Raw genomic sequence first — 13,573 nt, forward strand, 5'->3', positions numbered from 1 at the left:
ACGGGATAACGCGAGGCTGCGCAGGGAGCGTGATATCTTAAAAAAAGCCGTGGCCATCTTCTCGCCTGTCTGCCGCCAGGCAGGGAAGACCCGAACAGGTATTCGGGTTCATAGAGACCTTTGAAGGTGTTTTTATTGCATAATGATACCGATTTGATTAATCAATTACGATGCAATAGGGTTAGGATACTACATGGGTTGGAGGACGGGGATATGCCGTCGAATGAGGTTCAAAGGGGGGTGTTTCTGGATAGGAGAGGGATTCATCCCTTTTTTTGGCTCATGATACCCTTTGTCCTGATCTTCTCCGGAGCAGGGTGTAAGAGCACTTCACAACACCTCCGTGATGCAGACGAGGCCGCCCTTGCAATCATCAGGGAAAAACAGGAACAGGCCGTCGGCAGGCATGAAGGATTTGATATCCGGCCCGAGAATATCCTGAGGAGGAGGCTCCTTTTAGACCAGGCACTTCCCTATTCGAGCGAGGCATCCCTCGGCACGGACAGGCTCCACCCTGTTGAACATTGGCCTGAATTGTATGACAAGACCCGGTCACGCCCCCCTGATACGTCCATAAATATCCCCATAGACAAACCCCTTAAGCTCACCCTTATCCAGGCCCTCCAGGTGGGTGCCATGAACAGCTCGGCATATCAATCCAAAAAGGAGGACGTGTTTCGGGCCGCCCTTGACCTTGACCTCAGGAGAAATGACTTTAAATACATCATGGAAGCTAAGGGAGATCTTTCTTATACCAATGATGGGTCAGGGAGCCTGACCCCAAAAGGGACCGTGAGGGGGATTGAGATCGGCGGCTCGTTGGATGTCAAGAAGGACCTGATTCACGGTGCGGGCATAGCGGCCTCGCTTGTACTGGACCTGGCCAAACTCCTCAGCCACGGCATGACTTCTTCCCTCGGGATCTCCGCCGATACCTCCATCTCTATTCCCCTCCTCAGGGGTTCTGGCAGGCATATTGTGGCGGAGCCCCTGACCCAGGCCGAGCGGAACGTCATCTATGCCATATATGAATTTGAGAGGTTCAAAAAGGTCTTTGCAGTAGAGATTGCCGGCAGTTACCTTTCAGTTCTGGAACAGCAGGAACGTGTGGGAAATGCCACTAAGAACTATAATAACCTCAGGGAATCGACAAAGCGGTTGAGGATGTTGGCCAATGCGGGCCGTTCAACAGAGATAGAAGTGGATCAGGCGGTCCAGAGGGAGCTTGCCGCAAGGAACCGTTTGGTCCGGGAAAGGGAACTGTATAAGGGCCTCCTCGATGCCTTCAAGAGGGACCTCGGCCTGCCCCCGGATGCAGCGGTGGAACTAGACAGGTCCGAGATAGAGGGCCTCATAAGCAAAATCCTCCAGGAACAGGGACTGCGGGAGGACCCTGAATTCATCTATAAGGCGGAAGGGAAGCCCGGTCCCTTGGAGATGGATGCCACGAAAGCAATAGAGATCGCCCTTGAGAATCGCTTGGACCTCAGGATCATAGAAGGCAAGGTCCTTGACGCCCAGCGGAAGGTGGTGGTCAGGGCCGATGCCCTCCGACCTGAACTGACCCTCTTTGGCAAGGCAGAGACAGGAGAAGGTCGGTCTCTTGCCAATGCCCACATGGCCGACGCTGATCCGGGATTGGATAAAGGGGTCTATACAGGGATCTTGAGCCTCGACCTCGCCCTGGACAGGAGCGGAGAGAGGAATGAACTCCGGAAGGCCCTTCTTGACCTTGAGAAGGCCGTGAGGGACCTGCAGGATCTTGAAGACGACATCAAGCTGGCCGTTAGAAATAGGCTGAGGGACATGCTTGAGGCCAGGGAAGGCCTGAGGATACAATATCATGCCCTTGCCCTGGCTGAAAAGAGGGTGAAGAGCACCGACCTCTTCTTCAGGGCGGGAAGGGCCCAGGTCCGGGACATACTGGATGCAGAAGAGGCCCTGATCAATGCAAGGAACGCCCTGATGGAGGCCGCTGTGAATTACAGGGTGGCCGAACTGGAATTCCAAAGGGAGATAGGAACTCTGAAGATCGATGAGAGGGGAATCATGGAGGACTTTGTCCTGATAGGTAAGGAAGATGCCAAAGGAGACCAATAGGAAAAGAGGATCGAGGAAAAGACAAATACTGGTTTCCTCCCTCCTCATCCTGCTGACCATTGTCCTGGCCTCTTGGGCCTTTGTGGGTTTTTCCAAGGACGATGGATCATTGGGTGATATGCCAGTGTTTTCGGTGAAGAGGGGTCCCCTGAAGATCAGTATAACGGAATCGGGGACCATCCAGGCCAGGGAGAAGATCATTGTCAAGAGTGAGGTAGAGGGAAGGACTTCTATTATATACCTCGTGGATGAGGGGACAAGGGTCAAAAAAGGGGACCTCTTGGTGGAACTGGATGCCAGTGCGCTCCTGGACCAGAAGATCGATCAGGAGATAAGGGTCCAGAACGCGGAAGCGGCGTTTATCTCGGCACGGGAGGCCCTTGCAGTGGTGGAGAACCAGGCACAGAGCGATGTGGATATCGCCCGACTGAACTATGACTTCGCCCTCCAGGACCTGGAAAAATACACCCAGGGAGAATATCCAAACCAGTTAAAGGAGATGGAATCCAAGATCACCATCGCTAAAGAGGAGCTCACGAGGGCCAGAGAGAGGCTGGAATGGTCGCGGAGGCTCTTTGAAGAGGGATATATTTCACAGACAGAACTCCAGGCCGATGAGTTGGCAGAGAAAAAGGCCCTCCTTGACTTAGAGCTGGTGAAAAATGAACAGGGGCTTCTGAAGGATTTCACACACAAGAGGCGTCTTGCGCAACTTGAGAGCGATGTCAAGCAGGCCAAGATGTCTCTTGAAAGGACGATCAGGAAGGCAAAGGCCGATGTAGTCCAGGCAAAGGCAAACCTTGCAGCGAAGGAATCAGAATACAAAAGGCAACAGGACAAACTCCAAAGGATCGAGTCCCAGATCCGGAAGACGAAGATCTATGCCCCGGCAGACGGCCTGGTCATCTATGCCACAAGCGCGGACCGGGGCCACCGCTTCGGTCCCAGGCCCGAGCCACTCTCAGAGGGGGCCACTGTCCAGGAGAGACAGGAATTGATACACCTACCCACCACGTCGGGTTTCAATGCAGAGATCGGGGTCTATGAGGCCAGTCTGGATAAGGTCAAGCCGGGCCTGCAGGTGGATGTGAAGGTGGACGCCCTTCCAGGGGAGAGATTTTCGGGCAGGGTCGTTTCCATAGCGCCCCTGCCCGATCCCAGGAGCGCCTTTTTAAACCCTGACCTGAAGATATATGACACGGTCATCCGACTCGATGACAGCGTAAACACCCGACTCCTCAGAAGCGGCATGAGCTGCAACGCAGAGATAATCGTGGCGGAGTATGAAGATACGGTCTATGTCCCTGTGCAGGCAGTGCTCCAGGTCAGGGGCAGGCCGACGGTCTATGTCGTAGAAGGGGGAAAGATCCACCCCAGGGTCGTGGAGACAGGCCTCAGCAACAACAGCATGATCAGGATCATCCAAGGGTTGGAGCCGGGGGAGTTGGTCTCCCTGGCCCCTCCACTCTCTGAGGCGGCACTTGATGTGCCAGGGCCTGTTACCTCTACAAAAGGAGGAGCAAAAGGACCCGCTACCAAGGGGGCCCCTATCGCAGGGATCCAGGGCCGCTCTTTCGGAGAGGCCTTTATCAAGACAGCGGACAAGGATGGCGACAACAGGGTCTCAAGGGACGAGTTCAGAGGTCCGCCGGAGGTCTTTGACCGTCTTGACAAGGACAATGACGGATATATCACTGTCAGTGAAGCGCCTGAAAGGGTCCCGCCTCAGGGTGAGAGACAAGGCCAGGTTCTTTCGGGAGGCCTCCCTTGATGGAACCCTCAAGGAATGATCAGGAAATCATAATACTCGAAGGCGCCACCAAGATCTACCCTATGGGTTCCCAGGCGGTGAGGGCCCTTGACAATATAAGCATCGCCTTTAAGAAAGGGAGTTTTTGGGCCATTATGGGCCCGAGCGGATCCGGCAAGAGCACCATGATGAATATCCTTGGCTGTCTTGACCGCCTCACGAAGGGACGATACCTCCTTGAGGGTCATGATGTGAGTGAGCTGGATGATGATGCATTGAGCGAATTCAGGCTCAGGCACCTGGGTTTTATCTTCCAGAGCTTCAACCTTATCCCCCAGCTTACGGTCCAGAAGAACATCGAACTGCCCCTGTATTACCTGGGTTGGGATCCACGAGAAAGCAGCAGGCGTGCCGAGGAACTTGCAAACCAGGTGGGGCTCGAGGGAAGGCTCGATCACAGGCCTTCGGAGCTGTCCGGCGGGCAGATGCAGAGGGTGGCCATAGCAAGGGCCATGGCCAACGACCCGATGATACTCCTTGCAGATGAGCCCACCGGGAACCTGGATACGACCACTGGGAGGCAGATTCTGGAACTCCTCGACGGGCTCCACGACCGTGGAAAGACCATCATCATAGTCACTCATGAGGAACAGATAGCACAGTATGCGGAAAACAGGCTCTACATGAGGGACGGGGTCATAGAAAGGCTGGAAACCAGGGATGCTGGGACATAACAGGCTGACAAGGGACATCCTGTTGGGGATCGAAAACCTGAAGCTCCACAAGCTCCGGTCCTTCCTCACCATGTTGGGCGTGGTCTTCGGCGTGGGGAGCGTCGTGGCCATGCTGGCGGTCGGAGAAGGCGCGAGCAAGGAGGCCCTAGAACAGATCAGGAAGGTGGGGAGCAATAATATCTTGATAAACTCGGTGAAGTCCGTTGAGGAGGAGGCCCCTTCCACCACGAGGGTCCGAATGAGTGTATACGGCCTGACCTATAATGACTTTGACAGGATCTCCCAGACGTTTTCTACCATAAAAGAGGCCGTCCCCGTCAAGCTGGTCAGGGAGGAGGGCCGCCTGGGCGAGAGGTCCCTTGAGCTCAGGGTGGTGGGGACCACACCGGCCTGGTTTGACCTGGTCAGGAGACCCATTATTGGTGGGAGGGTCCTGATGCCACTGGATTCCATAAATAAGGCCCCTGTGGTCGTGCTCACAGAGTTCGGGGCCCGGAGGCTCCTTGCCACCAGGAACACCATAGGACAGGACATCAGGATCGGGGGCAACAGTTTCAGGGTGATCGGGATCGTCATGAGCGAGAAGGGAAGCTCTGGAGGTATCCAGCTACCGGACCAGGTAGTGGATGCCTATATCCCTATCGAGGTGGCCAAGGCCTATTATGGGGATACGAGCATCAAGAGGACATCGGGTTCCTTTGAGATGAAGAGGGTGGAATTGGACCAGATCATCCTGGAGGTGACAAGGATGGAGGAAGTGGAAAGGACCGCCAAGGGCCTTGAGGCCATGCTGGAGCGTTTCCATGACAAGAAGGACTATGTGATGAGCGTCCCCCTGGCTCTCCTGAAGCAGGCGGAGGCCACAAAGAGGACCTTTAATATCGTCCTGGGTTCCATTGCTGGTATCAGCCTCCTGGTGGGAGGGATAGGTATCATGAATATCATGCTCGCCTCTGTGACCGAAAGGACCAGGGAGATCGGGATCAGAAGGGCCATTGGCGCGAAAAAGGGGCAGATCATCACCCAGTTTCTCATAGAGACGGTTGTCCTCTCCACGATTGGGGGCATCGCGGGACTGGGACTCGGGGTTTTCATCCCCCTCCTGATCACTTACATTGCCGCCATGCCCACAGTTATAACCCCTTTAAGCATCATACTGCCCCTTGTGATCAGCATGGGTATAGGCATCATCTTCGGGCTCTACCCCGCCGCCCGCGCAGCGGAAGTGGATCCCATAATCGCCCTCAGGCACGAATAGGTTTGATGTAAGTCAAGGACATTTCAGAGAAAAAGAGAAAGACTTGCGAGAAGATGCGAGGTTGTCTTGAAAGAACTCAATAGCATACCTGGTGACCTCCTTACAACGGCAATGGCGGTGATGCCCCACAAGGATGTGGTTGGAGAGAGGGGGCATCATTGTGTGGGGTATAGTACCCTCCAATTTCGAACCTTTTCACAATGAGGCTATCGATTCAATTGACCAGAAGCTAAAAGATATCTGGCATTCCTTGAGTAAAAAGGGAATTGATGTGGATCTTATGATATCAAGGAGCCTGCTTTCTCCTGCAACGTGCTTTCTGGTAAATCCTGATGGCTTCAAGACAGTGGAAGGGGCCTTCCGGATGACAAAGGCTTTATCAGAGAGGCTGAGAGGGAACAGCCGGCCCTTTGAAAAGAAGGTGAGCCGTCGGACGAAGAAATGAGAGCAGATCATCGAGAGGTTAGAAAAGAAACGGACCCAGAAGAACGAAGTGCTCTCCGAGGTGATGGAAGAGCATGTGGCTTTGAAAAACACTCGGGAAAACCCGAGGGGTGGCCCATATATTGATAGACCAAGTCGTGGTGGTGTTGAATCCCTCCAGCGGGTATCGGGTGTTGAGGGAGGTAGGGTGTCTTCACAAGTGGAGTGGGGACCCCAAAGGCTGCACAGTGCCCTGGGTTACATCACGCCCAAGGACAAGCTGGAAGGCCGTGAGGAGGAGATCTTCGCTGCCCGGGACCGCAAGCTTCAGGAGGCCAGCGGGCGAAGCGCGGCAGGCAGGAATAACCTCTTGCTCTGTTACTCTTTTTTCCATAGGGCTTCTCCTTCCTTCCTGCCCTGCCGTCAGGCAGGTTTTCGGCCCCTTTCGGGACCTTTGATTTTCACCTATGGGAAGGTTAAGCCCTTGTATTTTCAGGTTCAAGAAATTTTACATCACTTTTGAAATACTACCACAAATCCCTTATGTTTAGATCCAAAAAAGGAAGTTCTTATCACTTCACTTCACTCACTTCACTTTTTTTGGGGACAGGGACCCTCCCGAAAGTGAGAGATTCCCTGCCCCGACATATGCAGGTTTTTTCAATGAACGGGGAGGCGGACTTCCGCACTGGAAGGATCGGTTTTAAGAAGGGGAGGTGCTGTGCTTGAGAGCCCTCCGATGAATCAATCCTCCCTTTCCGAGAAAAGGGATGTGGAAACAGGCATATAAAACCCGAGGCGCACTTCAGGAAGGTGTGCACCTCGGAAAAACGACCTGTTCCCTTCCTTGACTAGTCGAGGCGTATGACCAGGACCTGGTGCCCCACCCATTCCGGGGGAACATAGATCCTGCCGGTCTTGCCGCTCGTTCCTACCTTTTTGTCGATTGCAGCCTTTCCAAAAAGTTCAATCTTCACTCTCCCTTTGCCTTTTCTCGGTTTTGATGACCGGGAAGGTGTTTTTCGATCGGTTTTCGGCACGTCAAACTCTCCTTTTCAAAAAAACTGATTTTTGTTCTCCACTCCCCGGGCAGGGTCCCACCCCGGGAACATGTGAAAAGCCCTTTGGAAAATGACTTCCTTTGCTCAATTTGGGTGTCAGCCTCAAACCGGGGACCCGCCCGGAAGGCGGTAAGATTTGTATCCCTGTGGTGGAAATTTTCGTCTTCTTCTCAGGGCCTGAAACTTCACCCTTGAATAAAATCGAATGTTTTTCAATAAGGTTTCGTCACATCACAACCTGACGAGATCCGAGATGTTGATCTCCAGCATTTTGGCGCTGGCCAGGATCCGAACCGCGTTTCGCGCAAGGGCGGGGTTGTTTTCCCCCATAGACTTCAGCTCCTCCGCCGCTTCCTTTATGGTTTGAATCTTGGCATCCAGGGCCTGTAAATCGATTTGTTGGTCTGCCATGATGTTTTTTCTCCTTCTTGAACCGGTTATGTCCTGGAGCAGATAGCTAAGGCTCGTCTTCTCCCGGGATCCACAGACGGTATTTTTGTTGTGGGAGAAGCAGAACCGCAGAAGATCCCGCAGGGGCGGCCCCCTCAATGGGTCTTCCGGAGATCCTTGAACCGCTTGGCCTTGACTTCGTACCGGGGAAGAGACTCGTACTCGTGGAATTCCAGCTTGTATCCAAGGTTGGTCTTAACCCGGAGTTCGTCCTTGAGGCGGCCTGCGATCTCTTCCTGCCTGCTCTTGAATTCCGGCATGAGTTCCACCTTGAGGGTGATCCGGTCGACATCCCCTACCTTGTCGACCACCACCTCGAACTCGTCGCTGAGTTCCTTGAAACCTCGCACGACTTCTTCGATGGCTGCCGGAGCCAGCAGAACTCCCTTGACTTTTGTGATATCGTCGGCCCTTCCGATGATCCCCCCCTTTATCAAACGAAAGGTCCGGCCGCAGGGACAGGCTTCTTCTCCCCACACGATGATGTCCTTGGAGTCGAAGCGGATGCACGGCTGGGCGACCCGGTCAAGGGCCGTTATGATCATCTTGCCGCGTCTGCCGGGTTCCAGGATGGGCTCCCCGGTATCCACGTCTTCGATCTCCACCAGGAAGAAGGCCTCGTTCACGTGGAGCCCGCCGGACTGCTCCTCGCACTCGAAGCACCATGCGCCGATTTCCGTGGCCCCCGCGTGATCGTAAACCTTGGCGTTCCACGCCTCCTCCATCCGTTGCTTTGTGGTGGGGATGGAGGCCCCGGGTTCCCCGGCGCAGGTGATCTTGTTGATGGTCATCTCCCTGGGGTCAAGCCCCATCTTGTTTCGTGCCGTGTCCGCCATTCCCAGGACGTAAGTAGGGGTCGCCATCATGGCTGTGGGTCGCAATTCCTGGATCTTGAGAATACGGGCCTGGGTATCCAGAACGCCGCCGGGGATCACCTCGCAGCCGATCTTCTCCGCGGCGTAATGGGCCGCCCAAAAGGCCACGAATACGTTGTAGCCGAAGGGGAGGAAGACACGGTCCTGCGGCCTGTAACCCTGGGCCCAAAGGATATAGGACCAGCACTCGGCCCACCACTCCCAGTCCTGCCAGGTGTCCGGCTGGTACACGGGTTGTCCTGTGGTTCCGCTCGTCTGGCGGAACTCGGTCACCTCCTCCAGGGGAACGCAGAGGGCGTCACCGTAAGGAAACGGGTCCTTTCTCTGGATGTCCCGCATCATGCTCTTCTCGACCTTGGGAACCCGCCGGATGTCCTCGAAAGAACGGATGTCTTCGGGCTTGATCCCCGCCTCGTCGTACAGGGATCTGTGGAACTTGGAATGTTCATAGGCCCACTGGAAGATTCTCCTGAACTTCTTGAGCTGGAGATCTCTCAGTTTTTCCCCGGGCAGGGTTTCCAGCAATGGGTTCCAGTACTTTTGTTCGGTATACATATCGCCCCCTTTTCTTGAAAAAAATATTGATCATTAACGGTCTGCCGGGATATCCGGTTTAAGGGTTTCACCATGTCTCCCGGAGCATCCGGCGTTTTTGTTGCAGCCCGGACCGTCCTCTTGGAACTTGCCTGCAAGGCCGTCGGCCCCGCCCCCTCCGGCAAAAGAGGAATAGTCCCGGGAAAGGCTGTCAGCTCATGGCCAGACGCTCATCTATGGTTCTGGCCGTTTGCTTCAGGAGTTCACCGTAAGATGCCACGTCCTTGTCCTGGATCTGACTGTTCAATCCCAGGATGTAGATGGCGGTCATGAGGTTCTGTTTGTAGTTGTTCAGGGGCACCGCCAGGGCCCGGATGCCCTCTATGTATTCCTGGTTGCTGTAAGCGTAACCATCCTCCCTGGTTTTACGGATCATTTCCATGAACTTTCCCTTGTCCACTATGGAATAAGGGGTGTAAGGCTTCAACTCATAACGCGACAAGATCTCCTCGATCTGTTCATCGCTCATCTTGGAAAGAATGATCTTACCCACGGCGCCGACCAGTATGTGGGTTGAGAGTCCGATTTCAGATGAGACTTTCAGGTGGATGGGGGAATCAACCTTATCCATGGTTACGACATGGTCTCCAACGAGGACTCCGAGATAGGCCGAAAGATGGAGTTTCCTGTGAATGTCCTCAAGGAAGGGGTGCACGGTTCGGATCAGCTCGGAGCTGTTTCCGGCCGCCCTCCCGAGGGAATAGAGGCGGGCACCGAGGCGGAATTTGTTTTTCTGGGTCTGTTCAAGAATTCCCAGATCCAACAGGGTGTATACCATATTGTAGACGGTCCCCTTATGGTAGCCTAAACGCCTTGCGATTTCACTGATTCCGAGGGCCTGATCGGTTCTGGAAAGGATTTCAAGTAGATTGAAACATTTCTCGATCGCCGGGACCTTCTTGTAGTTTATTTTAGTCCGGTCCATAAAATTCATATATAGAAAACAGTTGTTTTATGAAGAAAACAGCTATTCTATAGCTAACATGTGTCTGTTTGTCAAGAAAAAAGGTCTTTCTGTATGGATTCTTATGAAGAGCCGGACGATTTTTTATGCAAAATGACGAAGGGGGCTCCACCAAGGAAAGGCTATTGACAATCATCCATCAAACCTGTTGAGATATCTTTTACAGGTTGTTGACCCCGGAGCATGCATGACAAATTTTGAAAGAAGTCATTTATTTAATGATTGTAGACTGGTGGACATCTCTCCAGGTCAGATTGCATTCACTGGAAAGGTGCCGTCAGGAAACATCAAATTTATTCAAAATTTGTCACCCTTCGGGATTGCCGATTTTGTCTAATCTGCTGCGTTGTAAGGCGCTTGAAGTACTGAAAGTACGTCTTCGCACCTTCGGGAAACTTGGCAATTGCATAATCCGGGTTGAAAAATTATTTCGTTTTCATTTAAGGCCCGGCGTTTCACGGGGCCTCGATGACCTGAGAGGGGGAGCGGAATGCCGTTAATCCGCGGCTTTTCGATTCCACCGGAACCAAAAACAGAGGGAGAACTCATGAAGGAAAAAAGCCGGAAAAAGATGTCCACCAGGGACACCAAGAAGGGGCACATGGGGTCGGTTTTATTGGTCCTTGTCGTTGTACTGGGGATTTTCATACTCGCGGTTATGGCCCTGAATTCCAGGAAGCCGGGGCCCCTCGTACTCGAGGACGTGGATGCGAATGTCAAGGGTGCCCATTTCATTCGGACCAATCAGGCCCTGGTCAAACAGATGCTCGAGAACTGGATGCCGAACGATCTTTTCTGGCCGACCGTATTCCTTGACAACATGCCCAATTTCCAGATCGGCGAGCTGGAGGTGGTTCGATACAACGTGAGGGTCCTGCGGGACAACCTTTCCAGGATGCGCACCACGGACAAGCTGGATCCCTTTGCGGAGGCCGCTTTCACAGCCCTTTCCAACGACCCTTACAAGTGGTGGTTCCCCTCCGCGGAGAGCAAGTGGAAATTGGGATATGATCAGCTCGAATCCTTTTACCGGAATCTACTCACCGGAAAGTCTGATTTCTACCCGAGGGCCGACAATTTGGTGGAACTCCTCACTCAGTACGCTTCACTTATGGGAGGAGTCAATACAAGGCTTATCAACGCCCCGGGAGACATCAGCCAGACCCTGATGATCGAGGAAAAGGCTGGCGAAACCGCTCCCTCCCAGGGAGGTTCCACCGTGGTGGATATCAATATACCCTGGTACCGGGTAGATGATAATTTTTATTACGCCCAGGGTGTGGCCTATGCCCTCAATGAATCCTTCAAGGCGATCCGCTCGGATTTCAAGGAAGTGCTCGTGGACAAGAATTCCTTGTTACTTGTGGATAAGATCCTGGAGGTGCTTGGGCGTTGCCAGTTCGAGCCCCTGATCGTATTCAACGGAGATCCCGACAGCATTTTCGCCAACCATTCCTTGAACCTATCCGGTCTCTTCAACGATGCGAGACAAAAGATCCAATCCCTCGTTGTCGCCTTGAAGGAAGGTTGAGCCGGGGCCGGATACCGCAGGACCAGACGATGCACGAGATGTCCATCGCCAGGGACATGATCCGGATCATCAGGGAGGAGATGGAATCTCATGGTATGCGAAGGGTCAAAAGCGTGTACCTCCGCCTGGGAAAGATGACCGGTGTGATCCCTGAATCTCTTTCCTTCTGCTTTGAGGTGATGATCCAGGGAACGGAACTGGAGGGGGCTCGTTTGATCACGGAAGTGCTTCCACTCATGGGAATGTGCAGGGAGTGCGGGTGCCGCTTCGAGATAAGGGATTATACCTTCCTGTGCCCTTCCTGCGGGAGCTCCGAGGTGGAACCTGTTTCGGGCAGGGAACTGGAGGTCTTTGAACTGGAGGGCGAGTGAAATCATGAAGGTATCGGTGGTGCGAAACGTCCTGGAGGCGAACGAGCGCATAGCAAACCAGAACCGGGAGATTTTCGACCTGAACAGGGTCCTGGTCATCAACCTCATGAGTTCGCCGGGGGCCGGGAAGACAAGTCTCCTTGAAAAGACTATCGATGCATTGAAGGAAGACCTGAAGCTGGGCGTCATCGAAGGAGACGTGCAGTCTACCCGTGACGCGGACCGTATCGCCCGAAAGGGGATTCCGGTCATTCAGATCAACACCGGAGGCGCCTGCCACCTGGACGCCAATATGGTGAGGGACGCCCTGGGGCGAATGGAGATCAAGGGGCTGGATTGCCTCATCATTGAAAACGTGGGGAACCTGGTCTGCCCCGCTGAATTCAAAGTGGGGGAAGATCACAAGGTGATGATTCTAAGTGTGACCGAGGGGGACGATAAGCCGGAGAAGTATCCTCTCATGTTTCGGGAGTCAAGGGTGCTTTTGATCAACAAGATCGACCTTCTTCCCTACGTAACATGCAGCGTTGAAAGCATCATGGAGGCGGCCAGAAAGATCCGGCCGGACCTTGAGGTCCTTGAGATCTCCTGCAAGACGGAAGAGGGGCTGATATCGTGGTTTGAGTGGATCCGTAGAGAGATCCGGGCGAAGAAGGAAGGAGAGTCTCCCTGGGGGGGCGGTGACGATTAGGAGCCTTCAGGGCCAGGGGTTCTTCCCGGCCTTATTGGCGCTTTTCGCGGCAGTCCGGACCCTGACCCTGGGGGGCCAGGGAGACCATGATTTTTTGGGCGATTCCCCGCCCCAGGGCCAGGCGGGAGCATTCGTGACCTACGATCATCCGGCCTTTGCCGTTGTTGTTGATCACCTCCAGGATGTCTCCCGGGCGAAACCCCATTGCAGCCAGCCTGCCGATCATCTCCCTTCCCCCCCTGATTTCCTTGATGATGACACTTTCACCGTTTTTGGCCATGGCGAGGGGGAGCAACGGCCTCCTCTTGGCCAGGCATGCGCTGCAGAGGCCGTAAATCTCCATCTTGTGCTGGAGCATATGGAACCCTCTCCGGGCCGCTATCTGGAGCTGAAGCCGTTCCAGTGCCTCGTCCCTGAACTCTTCGATTTTCCCGCACCTGGTGCAGATAAGATGGTCGTGGTGGCGGCCCAGATGGCGATGCTCGTAACGGGGGGGCTGGCCTTCAAATTGTTTTTTCTGGGCGAATCCGTGTTCTACCCAGCGATTGAGACATTGCTGAACAAAGGCGGGATCGTAATCGTATCCGCTTTTCCTGAGGATCTCCACCAGGTCTTCGACCGTCACATGCTCCTCGGTCCCCAGAAAGGCGTCGATCACATGGAGCCTCTTGTCCAGGTCCCCGGTGGTGTCTGATTCGATGAGGTTCCTGAAATTGTCCTTTTCAAACTCGTTGTCATGGATCATGGGAATAGGTCCTTCAGATCCCGGAA

General features: G+C 54.0%; 14 protein-coding genes. 8 read left to right on the forward strand and 6 right to left on the reverse strand.

Annotated features, from left to right (window positions below):
• The first annotated feature begins 213 nt into the window (after positions 1-213).
• The 5 genes from JRF57_06295 to JRF57_06315 all read left to right on the forward strand — a co-directional run bounded on the left by JRF57_06295 (position 214) and on the right by JRF57_06315 (position 6,287).
• Complete coding sequence (locus JRF57_06295) at positions 214-2,100, forward strand: TolC family protein (GenBank protein ID MBW2303309.1); 1,887 nt, start codon at positions 214-216, stop codon at positions 2,098-2,100.
• Entirely contained in the window at positions 2,081-3,871 is a 1,791-nt protein-coding gene (locus tag JRF57_06300; GenBank protein ID MBW2303310.1) for an efflux RND transporter periplasmic adaptor subunit, read from the forward strand. Before JRF57_06295 ends, JRF57_06300 begins: the two co-directional genes overlap by 20 nt.
• Positions 3,871-4,584, forward strand: a complete 714-nt coding sequence (locus JRF57_06305; GenBank protein MBW2303311.1) for an ABC transporter ATP-binding protein — start codon at positions 3,871-3,873, stop codon at positions 4,582-4,584. The genes JRF57_06300 and JRF57_06305 overlap by 1 nt, the downstream gene beginning before the upstream one ends.
• A gap of 70 nt (positions 4,585-4,654) precedes the next feature.
• Entirely contained in the window at positions 4,655-5,842 is a 1,188-nt protein-coding gene (locus JRF57_06310; protein ID MBW2303312.1) for an ABC transporter permease, read from the forward strand.
• 139 nt (positions 5,843-5,981) lie between these two features.
• A complete protein-coding gene (locus JRF57_06315; GenBank protein MBW2303313.1) occupies positions 5,982-6,287 on the forward strand; it encodes a hypothetical protein in 306 nt (101 codons plus the stop codon).
• A gap of 192 nt (positions 6,288-6,479) precedes the next feature.
• Here JRF57_06315 and JRF57_06320 read toward each other — a convergent pair whose 3' ends face one another.
• From JRF57_06320 to JRF57_06340, 5 genes are all read right to left on the reverse strand, one after another.
• Positions 6,480-6,659 (reverse strand): hypothetical protein, encoded by a 180-nt coding sequence (locus tag JRF57_06320; protein ID MBW2303314.1) that lies wholly within the window; start codon positions 6,657-6,659, stop codon positions 6,480-6,482.
• 457 nt (positions 6,660-7,116) lie between these two features.
• Positions 7,117-7,305 carry a DUF2080 family transposase-associated protein gene (locus JRF57_06325; GenBank protein ID MBW2303315.1) on the reverse strand — a complete coding sequence of 63 codons (189 nt, stop codon included), beginning with the start codon at positions 7,303-7,305 and terminating at the stop codon, positions 7,117-7,119.
• Positions 7,306-7,557: 252 nt separating this feature from the next.
• Positions 7,558-7,737 (reverse strand): hypothetical protein, encoded by a 180-nt coding sequence (locus JRF57_06330; GenBank protein MBW2303316.1) that lies wholly within the window; start codon positions 7,735-7,737, stop codon positions 7,558-7,560.
• Between the two features lie 134 nt (positions 7,738-7,871).
• A complete protein-coding gene (locus JRF57_06335) occupies positions 7,872-9,206 on the reverse strand; it encodes a phenylacetate--CoA ligase family protein (protein ID MBW2303317.1) in 1,335 nt (444 codons plus the stop codon).
• A gap of 190 nt (positions 9,207-9,396) precedes the next feature.
• Entirely contained in the window at positions 9,397-10,170 is a 774-nt protein-coding gene (locus JRF57_06340) for an IclR family transcriptional regulator (GenBank protein ID MBW2303318.1), read from the reverse strand.
• 586 nt (positions 10,171-10,756) lie between these two features.
• On the opposite strand from JRF57_06340, the gene JRF57_06345 reads away from it, so the two are divergent.
• From JRF57_06345 to hypB, 3 genes are read left to right on the forward strand one after another with little or no spacing between them, the layout of a single operon-like run.
• Positions 10,757-11,740 (forward strand): DUF2333 family protein, encoded by a 984-nt coding sequence (locus JRF57_06345; protein ID MBW2303319.1) that lies wholly within the window; start codon positions 10,757-10,759, stop codon positions 11,738-11,740.
• A 29-nt stretch (positions 11,741-11,769) separates the two neighbouring features.
• Positions 11,770-12,111: a hydrogenase maturation nickel metallochaperone HypA gene (gene hypA / locus JRF57_06350; protein MBW2303320.1), complete on the forward strand. Its 342-nt coding sequence runs from the start codon at positions 11,770-11,772 to the stop codon at positions 12,109-12,111.
• Between the two features lie 4 nt (positions 12,112-12,115).
• Positions 12,116-12,802, forward strand: coding sequence for a hydrogenase nickel incorporation protein HypB (hypB, locus tag JRF57_06355; GenBank protein MBW2303321.1), 687 nt, complete (start codon positions 12,116-12,118; stop codon positions 12,800-12,802).
• 31 nt (positions 12,803-12,833) lie between these two features.
• On the opposite strand, the gene JRF57_06360 is transcribed toward hypB, so the two are convergent.
• Positions 12,834-13,547: a transcriptional repressor gene (locus JRF57_06360; GenBank protein MBW2303322.1), complete on the reverse strand. Its 714-nt coding sequence runs from the start codon at positions 13,545-13,547 to the stop codon at positions 12,834-12,836.
• Positions 13,548-13,573 lie beyond the last annotated feature (26 nt).

It is taken from the genome of Deltaproteobacteria bacterium (assembly GCA_019310525.1).
In the GTDB taxonomy this organism is placed as follows: domain Bacteria; phylum Desulfobacterota; class DSM-4660; order Desulfatiglandales; family HGW-15; genus JAFDEE01.